The following is a 14166-nucleotide window of genomic DNA, read 5'->3' as shown; positions in this document are numbered from 1 at the left end:
CGTTTCATGGCAGCCGCAATCAGGCTGTCGCGCAAGCATCTCGGACTGACATCGACAAATCCGGCGGTCGGCACGCTCATCGTCCGTGATGACGGCAATGGGCCCGTCATCGTCGGCCGCGGCGTCACCGCCATTGGCGGGCGGCCGCATGCGGAAGCCGAAGCACTCGCCGAGGCGGGTGAGCTGGCGCGCGGCGCCACCGCCTATGTCACGCTCGAGCCCTGTGCCCATCACGGGCGCACCCCGCCTTGCGCCAACGCGCTTGTCAACGCGGGCATTACCCGTGTCGTCGGCGCCGCCAGCGACCCCGACCCGCGTGTTTCCGGCAAGGGCTACGCTATCCTTCGCTCAGCCGGCATCGAGGTCAAAGAGGGCGTTCTGGCCCGCGAGGCCGCCGACCAGCTCGCCGGTTACATGAATCGTTCGATGAGAAAGCGCCCGGAAGTGATTCTGAAGCTTGCGCTTTCCGCCGATGGCATGATCGGCCGCCGCGGCGAGGGGCAGATCGGCATCACCGGCGAGATCGCCCGCCGCCAGGTCCATGTCATGCGCGCCGAATGCGAAGCCATCCTGATCGGCATCGGCACCGCCATCGCAGACGACCCCGAGCTCACAGTGCGCCTGCCCGGGCTGCGCAGCCGTTCGCCGGCCCGCATCGTGCTCGACCGGCTCATCCGGCTGCCCGCGACTTCGAAACTGGCGCGCTCGGCCTCCGACGTTCCGGTCATCGTCGCCGCCTGTTCCGAGAGCCACGCCGCCAACAGGGCGGAGCTGGAACGCGCGGGGGTGAAGTTCCTGGCCACCGAGACCTATGATGGCCGCGTCGCCCTTCCGGAGCTGCTCGAGGATCTCGGCAACCAGGGCATGTCGCGCATCATCGTCGAAGGCGGCGCCGACACCGCGCGCGCCTTCCTCGACGAGGGGCTGGTCGACCGTATCGCACTGTTCTACGGCCCCGAGGCCATCGGCGCCGACGGTATTGCGGCCCCCATTGGCCGCGACCATATACCGGCAGAGTTCACGCTCGTGCGCGAGGCGCGCTACGGCGAGGACAGCTTCGCCGAATGGATAAGGGAAATCTGATGTTTACCGGGATCGTCACCGACGTGGCCACAGTCGCGTCCGCAGCCCAGCTCGACCAGGGCGTGCGCCTGCGCATCGACACCGCCTATGATCCGAAGACCATCGACATCGGTGCCTCGATTGCCTGCTCCGGCGTCTGCCTGACCGTGGTCGCGCTGCCGGAGGCAACCTCAAACGCCCGCTGGTTCGAGGTCGAGGCCTGGGAAGAGGCGCTGCGACTGACCACGGCGAGCGACTGGAAGGCCGGCAGCAGGATCAATCTCGAGCGGGCGCTGAAGATCGGCGACGAGCTCGGCGGCCACATCGTCTCGGGCCATGTCGACGGCATGGCCGAGATCATCGCCCGCGAGGATGAGGGCGAGGCGGTGCGCTTCCGTCTCGAGGCGCCGCGCGAGCTGGCCAGGTTCATCGCGCCCAAGGGCTCGGTTGCGCTCGACGGCACGTCGCTGACCGTCAACAAGGTCGAGGCCACCCGCTTCGACGTGCTGCTGATCCATCATTCGTTGCAGGTGACGACCTGGGGCGAGCGCAAGGTCGGCGATCGGGTCAATCTCGAGATCGACACCATGGCGCGTTATGCCGCGCGCCTGGCCGAGGCGGCAAGGGAAGGGCTCTGACGCCGGGCGCTGACGCCGGACACTGGCGCCGCTCGCTGGACAGCGGTTTCCTGCCACAGGCCTTAACACTTCGCTTGCGAACTCATCCGGTTCGGCCTAAGTCAGCCGCTCCTGCCGGAGATTTTACATGGCCAACGACAAGAAACTGAAGCTCCTCATCGTCGAGGCGCGCTTCTACGACGACCTTTCGGACGCGCTGCTGGACGGCGCCAAGGCCGCACTCGATGCCGCCGGCGCAGGCTATGACGTGATCACGGTTCCCGGCGCCCTTGAGATTCCGGCCGTGATCTCGTTCGCGCTCGACGCGGCCGACGACGAAGGCACCCATTATGACGGTTATGTCGCCCTCGGCACCGTCATCCGCGGCGAGACCTATCATTTCGACATCGTCGCCAACGAATCCTGCCGCGCCATCATGGATCTGTCGGTCGGCGAGTCGATTGCCATCGGCAACGGCATTCTGACGGTCGAAAACGACGAACAGGCCTGGGCGCGTGCCCGCCGCACCGAAGGCGACAAGGGTGGCTTTGCCGCGCGCGCGGCCCTGACTATGATCGCCGTGCGCGAAAAACTCGGAGCAGCCCGCTCGTGACGTCTTCCGAAGATAACGGCCAGCCGCCTGTCCGCCACGCCAACAAGCGCGGCGCTGCCCGTCTGGCCGCCGTCCAGGCGCTCTACCAGATGGACGTGGCCGGCAGCGGCCTGCTCGAAATCACCGCCGAATACGAGGCGTTCCGCCTCGGAAAGGAAGTCGACGGCGCGCTCTACCGCGAGGCCGACGCCCAGTGGTTCCGCGCCATCCTTGCCGGCGTCGTCGAAAATCAGAAGGTCGTCGATCCTGTCATCCGCCAGTCGCTGACCGAGGACTGGCCGCTGTCGCGTCTCGACTCGACGCTGCGCGCCATCCTGCGCGCCGGCGTCTACGAATTGATGAAGCGCCAGGACGTGCCGGTGGCGGTGATCGTGTCGGAATATGTCGACATCGCCAAGGCATTCTACATCGAAGACGAGCCCAAGCTCGTCAACGCCGTACTGGATCGTGTCTCGCGCAAGCTGCGCGGCGAAGGCAAGGGCAAGGACGCATTATGACCGCTGGCGAACGCGAAGCGCGGCGAACTGCCTATATTCTCGCCGCATCGCAAGCCATCATCGGTTCCGCCGCCCCGATCTCCTTCGCCATCGGCGGTCTCGCCGGCTACTATCTGCTCGACGCCGACAAGTCGCTGGCGACCCTTCCCATCACCGGCTTCAGCCTGGGTCTGGCGATCGGCGCCTTGCCGGCGGCGGCCATCATCCGCAGGATCGGCCAGCGCAGCGGCTTCATGTTCGGCACCGCCGTCACCGCCATCGGCGGCGCGGTCGCCACGCTCGCGCTGTTCCGTGCCGAGTTCTGGCTCTTCGTCTTCGGCCTCGTGCTGCTTGGCGCCGGCGGTGCCTTCGTCCAGCAATTCCGCTTCGCCGCCGCCGACAATGCGCCGCCCCAGTTCAAGGCCAATGCGATCTCCTTCGTGCTCGCCGGCGGCATCATCACCGCCATCATCGGGCCGCAGATCGTCATCTTCACGCGCGAGCTGTTCGCGCCTGTGATGTTTGCCGGCTCCTTCGCCTCGATCATCGGCCTGGCCGCCGTCGGCGCCATCATCCTGTCCTTCCTCAGGGTCAAGGAACCGCTTCACGATCACCAGGCGGCTTCGGAGGCCGGCGCGCGGCCGCTGAAGGAGATCGTCACCGAACCACGTTTCGCCGCTGCACTCACCTGCGCCGTCGGCAGCTACACGCTGATGAGCTTCGTCATGACCGGCGCGCCCTTGGCCATGGTCGGCTGCGGTTTCTCGCCTGACGAGGCGACGCTGGGCATTTCCTGGCACGTCATGGCGATGTTCGGTCCCAGCTTCTTCACTGGCCGCGTCATCCAGCGCTTCGGCGCCGAGCGTGTCGTTGCCTTTGGCCTTTTGCTGCTGATCGCCTGCGCCATCGTCGCCCTGTCGGGCATCGCATTGTGGCAGTTCTGGACGGCGCTGATCCTGCTCGGTCTCGGCTGGAATTTCGGTTTCATCGGTGCAACGGCCATCGTCTCGACGGCCTATCGCCCGTCCGAGAAGAGCAAGGTCCAGGGTTTCCACGACTTCGTCCTGTTCGGCGCCGTTGCCTTCGCCTCGCTGATGTCGGGCGCGGTCTACAACGCCTATGGCTGGGACACGCTCAACTGGATCGTCTTCCCGGTCAGCGCCATCTGTCTCGTGGCGCTGGCCACGCTGTCCCTGGCGCAGCGCCGGCAGCCCACCTGAACCTTGCGCTGGGGAAGCTGGAGCCGTTGGTCAGGGTGGAGGGAGCATCTCGCCGTCTCCCGTGATCGCATCAATCGGCTTTGCACGGCTTCAGAGCCGGTCACCAGCTCCGTGTAAGTAGTTGCTACGATGCTCTCCATGAACTTATGAAGCCCGCAGTCTTCATAAGGGTGTCCTGAACCGTTCTTGCACTGAACTTCGTCTTGGAGTTCAGTGCTAAGAAACGGCAGGGGAACGAGATGGTTTTCAGAATAATGGCTGGTGCAGCTATCCTGCTCACCTTCGTCAGCGGCGCGAGCGCTGCAACGTTCGCCAGTTGGAAAGAGAAGAACCAGACGGTACGTGAGGTCTACGTTTCCGGGCTTGGCGAGGGCATGAGTTGGGCGAATGTTTCAGCCAACAGTGACTTGGGTAAGTCTCTCTACTGCCTGCCTCCCCGACTCGGTCTGTCAGGCAGGAACTACATTTCAATCCTTGAAGACTATGCGGAGCGGTACAAATCTGCAGGATCCTACGATCAGGAGGTAGCACTTCTTCTGCTGTCCGCTCTACAGGAGATGTTTCCTTGCAAAGATTGACACCGAGATTGCCAATCTGGGGGTTCACGACCACGAACGTGATGCGAGCCCCAGGTCACACGACTTGCTAGCTGCCGGTTCAGTTGCTCAAACCCGCCAATGCGAGTCCCTGGCACCGAATGACAAATGCGGCAGCAACCCCAGATCGCGTCTTCGATGGTCGATCGTGCGACCGGTAATCTCCTCCAGAACAGCGTCCAGACCGACGACATGTCCGCAGCCCTGAGGAGGCGCTATGGCCGATCAGCTTTACGGCATCCTGGAAGGCTGCTCCTGACAAGACGCTGTCGGGAGGAAGCCCTCCCGATTTTCTTTGATATTCAAAAAATTATTGCGCTGCCCCTGCGCATTGTGAAACCGTATGCCCCGACGGAAGCTGGGTCGCCATGCTCATATGCGGCCACCGAAATCCTGAAGTGAGAAGGGGCTTTTCATGTACAAGAAATCCATCGCGGCTGCGGCCATCGCGCTCGGCCTCGCCACGGGTGCCGCGAGCGCCCAGGTGGTGGTGTCTTCCAAGATCGACACCGAAGGCGGCGTGCTCGGCAACATCATCAAGGCAGTGCTCGACGCCAACAACATCGCCACCACCGACCGCATCCAGCTCGGGGCGACGCCCGTCGTGCGCAAGGCGATCACCGCAGGCGAGATCGACATCTATCCCGAATACACCGGCAATGCCGGCTTCTTCTTCGAAAAGGCCGACGATCCGCTGTGGAAGGATGCCGCCAAGGGGTTCGAGACCGCCAAGAAGCTCGACTATGACGCCAACAAGATCGTCTGGCTGTCGCCGGCGCCCGCCAACAACACCTGGGCGATCGCGCTGCGCAAGGACGTGGCCGAGGCCAACAAGCTCGCCACGCTCAGCGACTTCGGCAAATATGTCTCCGGCGGCGGCACGGTCGTGCTGGCCGCGTCGTCGGAATTCGTCAATTCGGCAGCAGCCCTCCCGGCCTTCCAGACCACCTATGGCTTCACCCTCAAGCCCGAACAGCTGATCACGCTCTCCGGCGGTGATACTGCCGCCACCATCGGTGCGGCCGCCAACCAGACCAACGGCGCCAATGCCGCCATGGTCTATGGCACCGACGGCGGCATCGCGCCCTCCGGCCTCGTCGTCCTCGACGACGACAAGGGTGTGCAGCCGGTCTACCAGCCGGCGCCGATCATCCGCGAGGCCGTGCTGAAGGAGCATCCGGAGATCGAAACTTTGCTCAAGCCGGTGTTCGAGAAGCTCGATCTGGTCACGCTGCAGGAGCTCAACGGCCGCGTCCAGGTCGGCGGTGAGCCGGCCAAGGCCGTCGCCGAAGATTTCCTGAAGAAGAACGGCTTTCTGAAGTAAGCTCTTCCGGCGCGTGCTCGCTTACAGCGCCGCGCGTCCTTTTCGGACGCACGGCACTGTAAGACAGGAACTCCGTGAATGATCCCATGCGACAATCGCCATCGATTGTCGGGGTCATGCATCGGGGTGCGCGCCAGGGGAACCGGGGACGCATCGCAGTCGTGAGCATCAGGTTCGACAAGCTTGGCGTGGTGATCGCCTTGATCGCCTGTTATGGCGCCTTCTCGGCGCCATTTGCCATTTTCCGCGCCAACCGCATCGTCGCTGGCGAGCCGCGTTCGATCATCGAGGCCCTGCCGCAGCCGCTCGGCGCGGTTCTGCTTGCCGTTCTGGTTGCCGCCGGCCTCATTGCCCTGTTCAGGACGCCCCTGGTGGCACGGCTAGGCGCCGCCGCCGTGGCGCTTGCGTCGCTCGCATTGCTCATCGGCGTCGCCGGCAGCCACCTGACCCCTGAAGGCAATACCTTTGCCCGGATATCGCCGGCCTCCGGCTACTGGCTGCTGATCTTTGCCTTCACGCTTCTGCTCGCCGATGTCCTGACCCGGCTGCAACTGTCGCCGGTCGGGCGCGTCGTCGTGCTCGGCATCGCCGCCGCGGCAATCTGGCTTCTGCTCGCCTCGGGGCAATGGGACAGTCTGTCGATCCTCAAGGAATACGCCAATCGCGCCGACAGTTTCTGGAACGAGGCGCGGCGTCATGTCGAACTGGCCCTCGGCTCGCTGCTTGCCGCCACCCTTGTCGGTCTGCCGCTCGGCATCCTGTGTCACCGTGTCCAGGCGCTGCGGGACGGCGTGCTCAACGTGCTCAACATCATACAGACCATTCCGTCGATTGCGCTGTTCGGCATCCTGATCGCGCCGCTCGGCTGGGTCGCCGCCAATGTTCCCGGCGCCTCTGCGCTCGGCATTCGCGGCATAGGTGCTGCACCGGCCTTCGTCGCGCTGTTTCTCTATTCGCTGCTGCCGGTGGTCGCCAACACCGTCGTCGGTCTTGCCGGCGTGCCGCGTGCAGCCAATGACGCGGCGCGCGGCATGGGCATGACGGGCTGGCAGCGGCTGAGCAGCGTCGAGTTCCCGCTCGCCTTTCCCGTCATCCTGACCGGCATCCGAATCGTGCTGGTCCAGAACATCGGCCTTGCCACCATCGCCGCGCTGATCGGCGGCGGCGGTTTCGGGGTCTTCGTTTTCCAGGGCGTCGGCCAGACGGCGATGGATCTCGTCCTGCTCGGCGCCGTGCCGACGGTGGCGCTGGCCTTTGCCGCCGCCATCATTCTCGACGCAGTGGTCGAAACCGTCGCGACCCGCAAATCCACCGAAGTGGCTGCCGCATGATCGAAATCGACCACATCACCAAGCGCTACGGCGAGACCACTGTCGTCGACGACGTCTCGATGGTCATTGAGCCGCGCACGGTCACCGTGATCGTCGGCACCTCGGGTTCGGGCAAGACGACGCTGTTGCGCATGATCAACCGCCTGGTCGAGCCGAGCTCCGGCACGATCAGGCTCGACGGCATCGACAACCGCTCGGTGCCGGGCCATGAGCTTCGCCGCAGCATCGGCTACGCCATCCAGGGCAATGGTCTGTTTCCGCACCGCACCGTGGCACAGAACATCGCCACCGTTCCCGCGCTGCTCGGCTGGGACGCTCAGCGCATCAAGGCGCGGGTCGACGAGCTGCTGGCCTTGCTGCAGCTCGATCCCGCAGCCTTTGGCCCGCGTTATCCGCATGAGTTGTCGGGTGGCCAGCAGCAGCGTGTCGGCGTCGCCCGCGCGCTCGCCGCCGAGCCCAACGTGCTTCTGATGGACGAACCTTTCGGCGCGCTCGACCCGATCATCCGCACCAAGGCGCAGGAAGACCTGCTGGCGATCCAGAAGCGCTTCGGCACCACCATCATCCTCGTCACCCACGACATGGAGGAGGCGGTTCACCTCGGCGACCGCATCGCCGTCATGGATGCCGGCAAGCTCGTCCAGTATGCGACACCGGCCGAGATCCTGGCCAATCCCGCCAGCGATTTCGTCGAGACGCTGATCGGCGCCTCCGACCGTCCGTTCAAGCTTCTGTCGCTCGGCACCGTCGGTGATGCCGTCGAGCCGGGACCGGCGGCGGGCGAGGGCATCCGTGCCGGGGCAAGCCAACGCGATGCGCTCGCCGAGCTGTTGTGGTCGGGACGGCCCGCCATGCCGGTGACGGGCGAAAATGGTGCTGCCCTTGGCCGCGTGACGGTCGAAGGCCTTGTGAAACGTGCCGCGAGGCCGCAATGAAGGCCTGGCTTCCGCTGCTGCTGCGCCTGTGCCTGCTGGCGGTGCTGGTGGCGTTCCTGAGCAATCCGCTGTGGTTCGAGCCGCTGCTCAGGCCGCTGACCCAGAATGGCGCACCGGCGGTCTACAACCAGGGCAGCCTGCTGTCGCTGGCGCTGCTGCACCTGCGCACCGTCGCCATCGCCACCGCTGCGGCGATCGTCGTTGCGGTTGCACTCGCCATCCTTGTCACCCGGCCAATCGGCGCCGAATTCCTGCCATTGTCGCGCAGCCTGGTGAATATCGGCCAGACCTTTCCGCCGGTCGCGGTGCTGGCGCTTGCCGTTCCCGCCGTCGGCTTCGGCGAGAAGCCGACGCTGATTGCGCTGTTCCTCTACGGCCTGCTGCCGATTTTCGAAAACACGCTGACCGGCCTCACCACCACGCCGCCCAACATCGTCGAGGCGGCCCGCGGCGCCGGCATGACCGGCTGGCAGCGCCTCACCAAGGTCGAGCTGCCGCTTTGCCTGCCGGTCATGCTCGCCGGCATCCGGCTGTCGGTTGTCATCAGTCTCGCCACCGCCACCATCGGCTCGACCGTTGCCGCAAAGACCCTCGGCGAGGTCATCATCGCCGGGCTGCAATCCAACAATCTGGCCTTCGTCCTGCAGGGCGGGCTGATCGTCGCGGCCCTTGCCGTTCTGATCTATGACGCGCTTTCGGCGCTGGAGCGCATGGCGGCGCGGCGCATGGGGCAGGTGGCCTGAGCGGCCTACCGGCCACGCGCCGGATAGTCGAGCGTGATCTCGAGCCGGTTGCCCGCTGCATCAAGGATCCAGCGGCGGCGCAGCACGGCAAAGTCGTGACTGGCGCCGTTTGCCGACACCGTCACCACGTCGCCCGTCTGGCACTGTGGCGAAAGCGCAAGCGTGCCGAGCACACCCTCCAACCCCGCCTTGCCGGCATGGATCCGCGCCGAGCCGGTCAGCGTCACCTCGATCGTCTCGGCAGTTGCGCCGCCGCCGAGACTCGGTGATTGATCTGGCTGATGCCCCGGTCTGCCATTTGAAGGAGTTTTTGCCATGGTTTGGCGTCTCTCTAAGATCGTGATGTGTCTTTGTCTTGCAGCTTTCGCCTTTCTGGTGGCGTTCGGCAATATCACCGACTACGGCTCCAACTTCGCCTTCGTCCAGCACGTGCTGAGCATGGACACCACTTTCCCGGGCAACGCGCTGATGTATCGCTCGATCACCAGTCCGACATTGTGGACCGTCGGCTACTGGTTGATCATCTTCGGCGAGGCGCTGACCTGCGTGCTGTTCCTGATCGCCGCGCTGCAACTCTGGCAGGCACGCAAAGGTTCGGGCCGGCAGTTCGATGACGCCAAGGGCTTCGTCGTCATCGGCGCCACCATGGGTTTCCTGGTCTGGTTCCTGGGCTTCATGGTCGTTGGCGGCGAATGGTTCGCCATGTGGCAGTCAAGCACATGGAACGGCCAGGACGCCGCCTTCAAATTCTACATGACCATGCTGGCGGTGCTGATCTTCGTCAATCAGCCGGATCGTGATCTGGCCTGATGCTCCGAAAATCGGAATCGATTTGCGGAAAGCATGATGCGCAGAGCTGATGAGTTGGCGCGTTGTTTGTGCGTCTATCCGGACGCACGGCGCTCCAAAGCTCTGTTGTCGGCAATAACGGGGCGGCGAAAGCCGAGAAACACCTTTTCGATATCTTGACGTGCGCTGCCCTGTTTCGGATTGTTCGCCAGGGGCCGGAAACCAATGAGAGGCTGCCGGTCTCGTTCACTAGCCCGGGGAGGGGAATTCCGGGCACAATCAGGGAAGAGAAATTGGCAATGACAATGCTTTACGTCGTCATCGCCTGCGGCCTGCTATCTGTCCTGTACGCCATCTGGGCGACTCAGTCGGTGCTTGCATCCGACCAGGGCAATGCGCGCATGCAGGAAATCTCCGCCGCCATCCGAGAAGGTGCGCAGGCATATCTGGCGCGCCAATACACCACCATCGCCATCGTCGGCGTCGTTGTGTTCCTGCTCGCATGGTGGCTGCTTTCCGCGACCGCGGCGATCGGCTTTTTGATTGGTGCAGTGCTTTCAGGTGCTGCCGGCTTCATCGGCATGCATGTTTCGGTCCGGGCCAATGTGCGCACTGCGCAGGCCGCCTCCAACAGCCTCGCCGCCGGCCTCGACATCGCCTTCAAGTCGGGCGCCATCACCGGAATGCTGGTGGCCGGCCTCGCTCTGCTTGGCGTCTCCGTCTACTACCTCGTTCTGACCGGCCCGATGGGCCATGCGCCTGCCGACCGCGTCGTCATCGATTCGCTGGTGGCGCTCGGTTTCGGCGCTTCCCTGATCTCGATCTTCGCCCGTCTCGGTGGCGGCATCTTCACCAAGGGTGCCGATGTCGGCGGCGATCTCGTCGGCAAGGTGGAAGCCGGCATCCCCGAGGATGATCCGCGCAACCCGGCCACCATCGCCGACAACGTCGGCGACAATGTCGGCGACTGCGCCGGCATGGCCGCCGATCTGTTCGAAACCTATGCCGTGACCGTCGTCGCCACCATGGTGCTCGGCGCCATCTTCTTCGGCGGAACCGAGGTTCTCTCCAACGTGATGCTCTACCCGCTCGCCATCTGCGGCGCCTGCATCATCACCTCGATCGTCGGCACGTTCTTCGTCAAGCTCGGCTCCAACGGCTCGATCATGGGCGCGCTCTACAAGGGGCTGATCGTCACTGGCCTTCTCTCGATCGTCGGCCTGGGGGCGGCGACCTCGCTGACTGTCGGCTGGGGTGAAATCGGCACCGGGGGTGGTGTCGTGATCACTGGTCAGAACCTGTTCATCTGCGGCCTGATCGGCCTGGTGGTGACGGGGCTGATCGTCGTCATCACCGAATACTACACCGGTACCAACAAGCGCCCGGTCAATTCGATCGCCCAGGCGTCGGTCACCGGTCACGGCACCAACGTGATCCAGGGCCTGGCCGTATCGCTCGAATCGACGGCGCTGCCGGCCATCGTCATCGTCGGCGGCATCATCGCCACCTTCCAGCTTGCCGGCCTGTTCGGCACGGCCATTGCCGTCACCACCATGCTCGGCCTTGCCGGCATGATCGTGGCGCTCGATGCCTTCGGCCCGGTCACCGACAATGCCGGCGGCATTGCCGAAATGGCCGGCCTGCCCAAGGAAGTGCGTCATTCGACCGACGCGCTTGATGCGGTCGGCAACACCACCAAGGCCGTTACCAAGGGCTACGCCATCGGCTCGGCCGGTCTCGGCGCTCTGGTGCTGTTTGCCGCCTACAGCTACGACCTGCAGTACTTTGCCGCCAACAGCGCGCAGTTCCCGTATTTCGCCGACATCGGCACGGTGTCGTTCGATCTGTCCAACCCTTACGTCGTCGCCGGCCTGATCTTCGGCGGCCTCATTCCTTATCTGTTCGGCGGCATCGCAATGACCGCCGTCGGCCGTGCCGCAGGCTCGATCGTCGAGGAGGTGCGCAAGCAGTTCCGCGAGGATCCGGGCATTATGAAGGGCACCTCGAAGCCCAACTACGCCCGCGCCGTCGACCTTCTGACCAAGGCGGCGATCAAGGAAATGATCATTCCGTCGCTGCTGCCGGTGTTGGCGCCGCTCGTCGTCTATTTCGGCGTGCTGCTGATCTCGGGCTCCAAGGCCTCGGCCTTTGCCGCCCTGGGTGCGTCGCTGCTCGGCGTCATCGTCAACGGCCTGTTCGTTGCGATTTCGATGACTTCAGGCGGCGGTGCCTGGGACAACGCCAAAAAGTCGTTCGAGGACGGCTTCACCGACAAGGACGGCGTCAAGCACCTGAAGGGCTCCGAGGCCCACAAGGCCTCGGTGACAGGCGATACCGTCGGCGATCCCTACAAGGACACTGCCGGCCCGGCAGTGAACCCGGCGATCAAGATCACCAACATCGTCGCCCTTCTGCTGCTCGCCGTGCTCGCGCATAGCGGCGGCTGATCCTGCCGAACTGCTTGCCTCTCCGAGGCAGAACCAGGGACCCCGTCCGCAGCCTCTGCGGGCGGGGTTTTTCGTAGGCCTTGTCCAGCCCAAAGAAAAACCCGCGGAATTGCTTCCGCGGGTTCTGTTGCCTGAGATTTCTGAACCTCAGTGGGCGGATCAGCTGCCGCCGAAGATGCTGCTGGCAGCACTCGACCCCATCTTGCCGGCGCCCGAAAGCAGCTGGCCGAGGAAGTTCTGGTCCTTGCCGCCGGTCGGCGTCGTGCGCGAGATGAAGTCGAACACCTTGCCTTCCTGCAGGCCGTAATTGGCGATGTTCGAGACGCGGCCGTCGGCGCCGAAATAGACGGCCAGCACGCGCTGTTCGATCAGCTTCGGCTTGGCGAAGGCGACGGCGCGCCGGCGCGTCTGCGAGATGTAGTAGAACACCTCATTGTCGAAGGTCGCCGTCGTCGACGGCGTGCCGAGAGCGAGCAGCACCTGCTCGCGGCTCGAGCCCACCGGCACGGAGTCGATCGACTGCTGGTCGATGACATAGCCCTGGGTCAGCGTCTCGCTGGGGGTCAGGTCACCGAACGTCTTCGAGGTGTTGCATGCCGACAGCGCGGCAGCGGCCACGATCAGCGACACGGCGCCAGCCGGACGCAACGAAAATGGCATCTTGAATTTCAGCGAGTGCAACAACAACTCCATCCTGTCGTGCCAGAGCCCCTGCTTGCGCGAAGCCGCAAAACCGGTAAACCAGCTTGCGCGCCGATGCAACAAGGCCACTAAGCGAAACGGGTCCCCGGGAGACCGCCCTCAAAATGTTCCAGCGTCTGTTTGGCCGTGAACGCCAAGCCAATCGCGCCATCACCGAGGCGCTCTATACACGAATCGTGGCAGCCGCGCGGCAGGAACCTTTTTATTCCGCATGGAATGTTCCCGACACGCCGCTCGGCCGTTTCGAGATGCTTTCGCTGCACATGTTCCTGTTTCAGCATCGTTTGCGCGGCGAGCCGGGGGCTGCGGCCGACATCGCCCAGCGCCTGATCGACGAGTTCTTCCTCGATGTCGACCATTCGCTGCGCGAGCTCGGCATCAGCGACGTCGGCGTGCCCAAGCGCATGAAGAAGCTGGCCAAGATGTTCTACGGCCGCACCGAATCCTACAAGAACGCGCTCGAAGGCGACGATCATCCGGCGCTTGCCGCAGCACTTTTGCGCAATGTCCGCCCCGAGGTGAAGGAGTGGCCGGAAGCCGCAGCACTCGCCGAATATGTCTTTGCGGCGAATCGCGCTCTTGCCGAGCAGCCGTCGGAAGACATATGTGCCGGCAAATTGTCATATCCGGCGCCGCAGGCAGCCTGAAGGAGGCCACCCCATGATGCCTGACGAGACCCAGAGTCCGGTTTCCTTCAAGGTCAATGTCGCCCGGCTGCCGCAGAAGGGCATGGCTGTAACAGTCGATGCCGATGCCGCCCAGCGTGCCGCATTGGCCGAGGTGCATGGCCTGACGTCGGTCGAACGCTACAAGGCGGACCTGCTCGTCACCAAGTGGAAGCGCAATGGCGTCAAGGTCCGAGGTCGGGTCCAGGCAGCGATCACCCAGGCCTGCGTCGTCACGCTTGAGCCTGTCGAGGCGGTGATCGACGAGGATGTCGAGGGCGTTTTCCTGCCCGAGGACTCCAAGCTTGCCAGGCAGGGCTTCAACGCGGCCGGCGAAATCCTGCTCGACGCCGAGGGCCCCGACGCGCCCGAAACCTTCACCGGCGACACCATCGACGCGGGCGCGCTGGCCGAGGAGTTCTTCGGCCTCGCCATCGACCCTTATCCGCGCAAGACCGGCGTCGCGGTCGCCAGTACTGACGATGACGATGTCGAGCCAGTCGAGAGCGAATTCCAGAAAAAGCTCCGCCTAATATCCAAGAAGCTTTGAAAACGCCCGCCGTTTCGCGTAATCCCGGTTGTGCGGTTATCCAAAACCGTTACTTTCGCCGGACTTTTGCGTGCCCAGCTACGCCAACAGTGAGAT

16 protein-coding genes are annotated in these 14166 nt (G+C 64.3%); 14 read left to right on the top strand and 2 right to left on the bottom strand.

All coding sequences use genetic code 11. From position 1 onward, the window contains the following. Positions 1–6 precede the first annotated feature (6 nt). The 10 genes from ribD (at position 7) to SLT36_RS19025 (ending at position 8917) form a co-directional block, all read left to right on the top strand. The gene (gene ribD / locus SLT36_RS19070) at positions 7–1083 is read left to right on the top strand and encodes a bifunctional diaminohydroxyphosphoribosylaminopyrimidine deaminase/5-amino-6-(5-phosphoribosylamino)uracil reductase RibD (RefSeq protein ID WP_269441410.1); all 1077 of its coding nucleotides are present in this window, start codon (positions 7–9) and stop codon (positions 1081–1083) included. Continuing rightward, positions 1083–1700 carry a riboflavin synthase gene (locus tag SLT36_RS19065; RefSeq protein ID WP_067962983.1) on the top strand — a complete coding sequence of 206 codons (618 nt, stop codon included), beginning with the start codon at positions 1083–1085 and terminating at the stop codon, positions 1698–1700. Before ribD ends, SLT36_RS19065 begins: the two co-directional genes overlap by 1 nt. Before the next feature lie 127 nt (positions 1701–1827). Next, a complete protein-coding gene (ribH, locus tag SLT36_RS19060; protein WP_432283933.1) occupies positions 1828–2292 on the top strand; it encodes a 6,7-dimethyl-8-ribityllumazine synthase in 465 nt (154 codons plus the stop codon). A gap of 89 nt (positions 2293–2381) precedes the next feature. Further along, a complete protein-coding gene (gene nusB, locus SLT36_RS19055) occupies positions 2382–2789 on the top strand; it encodes a transcription antitermination factor NusB (protein WP_331461944.1) in 408 nt (135 codons plus the stop codon). Further along, positions 2786–3988 carry an MFS transporter gene (locus SLT36_RS19050; RefSeq protein ID WP_432283932.1) on the top strand — a complete coding sequence of 401 codons (1203 nt, stop codon included), beginning with the start codon at positions 2786–2788 and terminating at the stop codon, positions 3986–3988. Before nusB ends, SLT36_RS19050 begins: the two co-directional genes overlap by 4 nt. 239 nt (positions 3989–4227) lie before the next feature. Beyond that, a complete protein-coding gene (locus tag SLT36_RS19045; protein ID WP_432283931.1) occupies positions 4228–4566 on the top strand; it encodes a hypothetical protein in 339 nt (112 codons plus the stop codon). Positions 4567–4999: 433 nt separating this feature from the next. Beyond that, positions 5000–5908 carry a glycine betaine ABC transporter substrate-binding protein OsmF gene (osmF, locus tag SLT36_RS19040; protein WP_432283930.1) on the top strand — a complete coding sequence of 303 codons (909 nt, stop codon included), beginning with the start codon at positions 5000–5002 and terminating at the stop codon, positions 5906–5908. A 116-nt stretch (positions 5909–6024) separates the two neighbouring features. Continuing rightward, the gene (locus SLT36_RS19035) at positions 6025–7239 is read left to right on the top strand and encodes an ABC transporter permease (protein WP_432288391.1); all 1215 of its coding nucleotides are present in this window, start codon (positions 6025–6027) and stop codon (positions 7237–7239) included. After that, the gene (locus SLT36_RS19030; protein WP_067962971.1) at positions 7236–8174 is read left to right on the top strand and encodes an ABC transporter ATP-binding protein; all 939 of its coding nucleotides are present in this window, start codon (positions 7236–7238) and stop codon (positions 8172–8174) included. Before SLT36_RS19035 ends, SLT36_RS19030 begins: the two co-directional genes overlap by 4 nt. After that, positions 8171–8917 carry an ABC transporter permease gene (locus tag SLT36_RS19025; protein ID WP_432283928.1) on the top strand — a complete coding sequence of 249 codons (747 nt, stop codon included), beginning with the start codon at positions 8171–8173 and terminating at the stop codon, positions 8915–8917. Before SLT36_RS19030 ends, SLT36_RS19025 begins: the two co-directional genes overlap by 4 nt. A 5-nt stretch (positions 8918–8922) precedes the next feature. On the opposite strand, the gene SLT36_RS19020 is transcribed toward SLT36_RS19025, so the two are convergent. Further along, positions 8923–9234, bottom strand: a complete 312-nt coding sequence (locus SLT36_RS19020; protein ID WP_432283927.1) for a hypothetical protein — start codon at positions 9232–9234, stop codon at positions 8923–8925. Between SLT36_RS19020 and SLT36_RS19015 the strand changes: the two genes are divergently transcribed. Together SLT36_RS19015 and SLT36_RS19010 are read left to right on the top strand one after the other, a co-directional pair. Continuing rightward, on the top strand, positions 9233–9727 hold the full coding sequence (locus SLT36_RS19015; RefSeq protein ID WP_067962961.1) for a DUF2165 family protein: 495 nt from the start codon (positions 9233–9235) through the stop codon (positions 9725–9727). The two genes, SLT36_RS19020 and SLT36_RS19015, sit on opposite strands and share 2 nt — an antisense overlap. 278 nt (positions 9728–10005) lie before the next feature. Further along, positions 10006–12153, top strand: a complete 2148-nt coding sequence (locus SLT36_RS19010; RefSeq protein ID WP_067962958.1) for a sodium-translocating pyrophosphatase — start codon at positions 10006–10008, stop codon at positions 12151–12153. A gap of 159 nt (positions 12154–12312) precedes the next feature. Here SLT36_RS19010 and SLT36_RS19005 read toward each other — a convergent pair whose 3' ends face one another. Next, positions 12313–12846, bottom strand: a complete 534-nt coding sequence (locus SLT36_RS19005) for an outer membrane protein assembly factor BamE (RefSeq protein WP_286298035.1) — start codon at positions 12844–12846, stop codon at positions 12313–12315. A gap of 113 nt (positions 12847–12959) precedes the next feature. On the opposite strand from SLT36_RS19005, the gene SLT36_RS19000 reads away from it, so the two are divergent. Both SLT36_RS19000 and SLT36_RS18995 read left to right on the top strand, forming a co-directional pair. Beyond that, positions 12960–13502, top strand: coding sequence for a ubiquinol-cytochrome C chaperone family protein (locus SLT36_RS19000; protein WP_432283926.1), 543 nt, complete (start codon positions 12960–12962; stop codon positions 13500–13502). 13 nt (positions 13503–13515) lie between these two features. Then, positions 13516–14070: a YceD family protein gene (locus SLT36_RS18995; RefSeq protein ID WP_067962952.1), complete on the top strand. Its 555-nt coding sequence runs from the start codon at positions 13516–13518 to the stop codon at positions 14068–14070. Positions 14071–14166: the final 96 nt, after the last annotated feature.

Source organism: Aminobacter sp. BA135, assembly GCF_050859125.1.
Classification (GTDB): Bacteria; Pseudomonadota; Alphaproteobacteria; order Rhizobiales; family Rhizobiaceae; genus Aminobacter; species Aminobacter ciceronei.
This window is presented reverse-complemented; position numbering and strand designations above follow the sequence as displayed.

Excerpts from the sequence above, each read along its gene's own strand:
- SLT36_RS19045 (WP_432283931.1), top strand. The coding sequence starts at position 4,228 with ATGGTTTTCAGAATAATGGCTGGTGCAGCTATCCTGCTCACCTTCGTC.
- SLT36_RS19025 (WP_432283928.1), top strand. The coding sequence starts at position 8,171 with ATGAAGGCCTGGCTTCCGCTGCTGCTGCGCCTGTGCCTGCTGGCGGTG.
- SLT36_RS19030 (WP_067962971.1), top strand. The coding sequence starts at position 7,236 with ATGATCGAAATCGACCACATCACCAAGCGCTACGGCGAGACCACTGTC.
- nusB (WP_331461944.1), top strand. The coding sequence starts at position 2,382 with ATGGACGTGGCCGGCAGCGGCCTGCTCGAAATCACCGCCGAATACGAG.
- SLT36_RS19020 (WP_432283927.1), bottom strand. The coding sequence starts at position 9,234 with ATGGCAAAAACTCCTTCAAATGGCAGACCGGGGCATCAGCCAGATCAA.
- SLT36_RS19015 (WP_067962961.1), top strand. The coding sequence starts at position 9,233 with ATGGTTTGGCGTCTCTCTAAGATCGTGATGTGTCTTTGTCTTGCAGCT.
- osmF (WP_432283930.1), top strand. The coding sequence starts at position 5,000 with ATGTACAAGAAATCCATCGCGGCTGCGGCCATCGCGCTCGGCCTCGCC.
- SLT36_RS19065 (WP_067962983.1), top strand. The coding sequence starts at position 1,083 with ATGTTTACCGGGATCGTCACCGACGTGGCCACAGTCGCGTCCGCAGCC.
- SLT36_RS19005 (WP_286298035.1), bottom strand. The coding sequence starts at position 12,846 with ATGGAGTTGTTGTTGCACTCGCTGAAATTCAAGATGCCATTTTCGTTG.
- SLT36_RS18995 (WP_067962952.1), top strand. The coding sequence starts at position 13,516 with ATGATGCCTGACGAGACCCAGAGTCCGGTTTCCTTCAAGGTCAATGTC.
- SLT36_RS19000 (WP_432283926.1), top strand. The coding sequence starts at position 12,960 with ATGTTCCAGCGTCTGTTTGGCCGTGAACGCCAAGCCAATCGCGCCATC.
- ribD (WP_269441410.1), top strand. The coding sequence starts at position 7 with ATGGCAGCCGCAATCAGGCTGTCGCGCAAGCATCTCGGACTGACATCG.
- SLT36_RS19050 (WP_432283932.1), top strand. The coding sequence starts at position 2,786 with ATGACCGCTGGCGAACGCGAAGCGCGGCGAACTGCCTATATTCTCGCC.
- SLT36_RS19035 (WP_432288391.1), top strand. The coding sequence starts at position 6,025 with ATGCATCGGGGTGCGCGCCAGGGGAACCGGGGACGCATCGCAGTCGTG.
- SLT36_RS19010 (WP_067962958.1), top strand. The coding sequence starts at position 10,006 with ATGACAATGCTTTACGTCGTCATCGCCTGCGGCCTGCTATCTGTCCTG.
- ribH (WP_432283933.1), top strand. The coding sequence starts at position 1,828 with ATGGCCAACGACAAGAAACTGAAGCTCCTCATCGTCGAGGCGCGCTTC.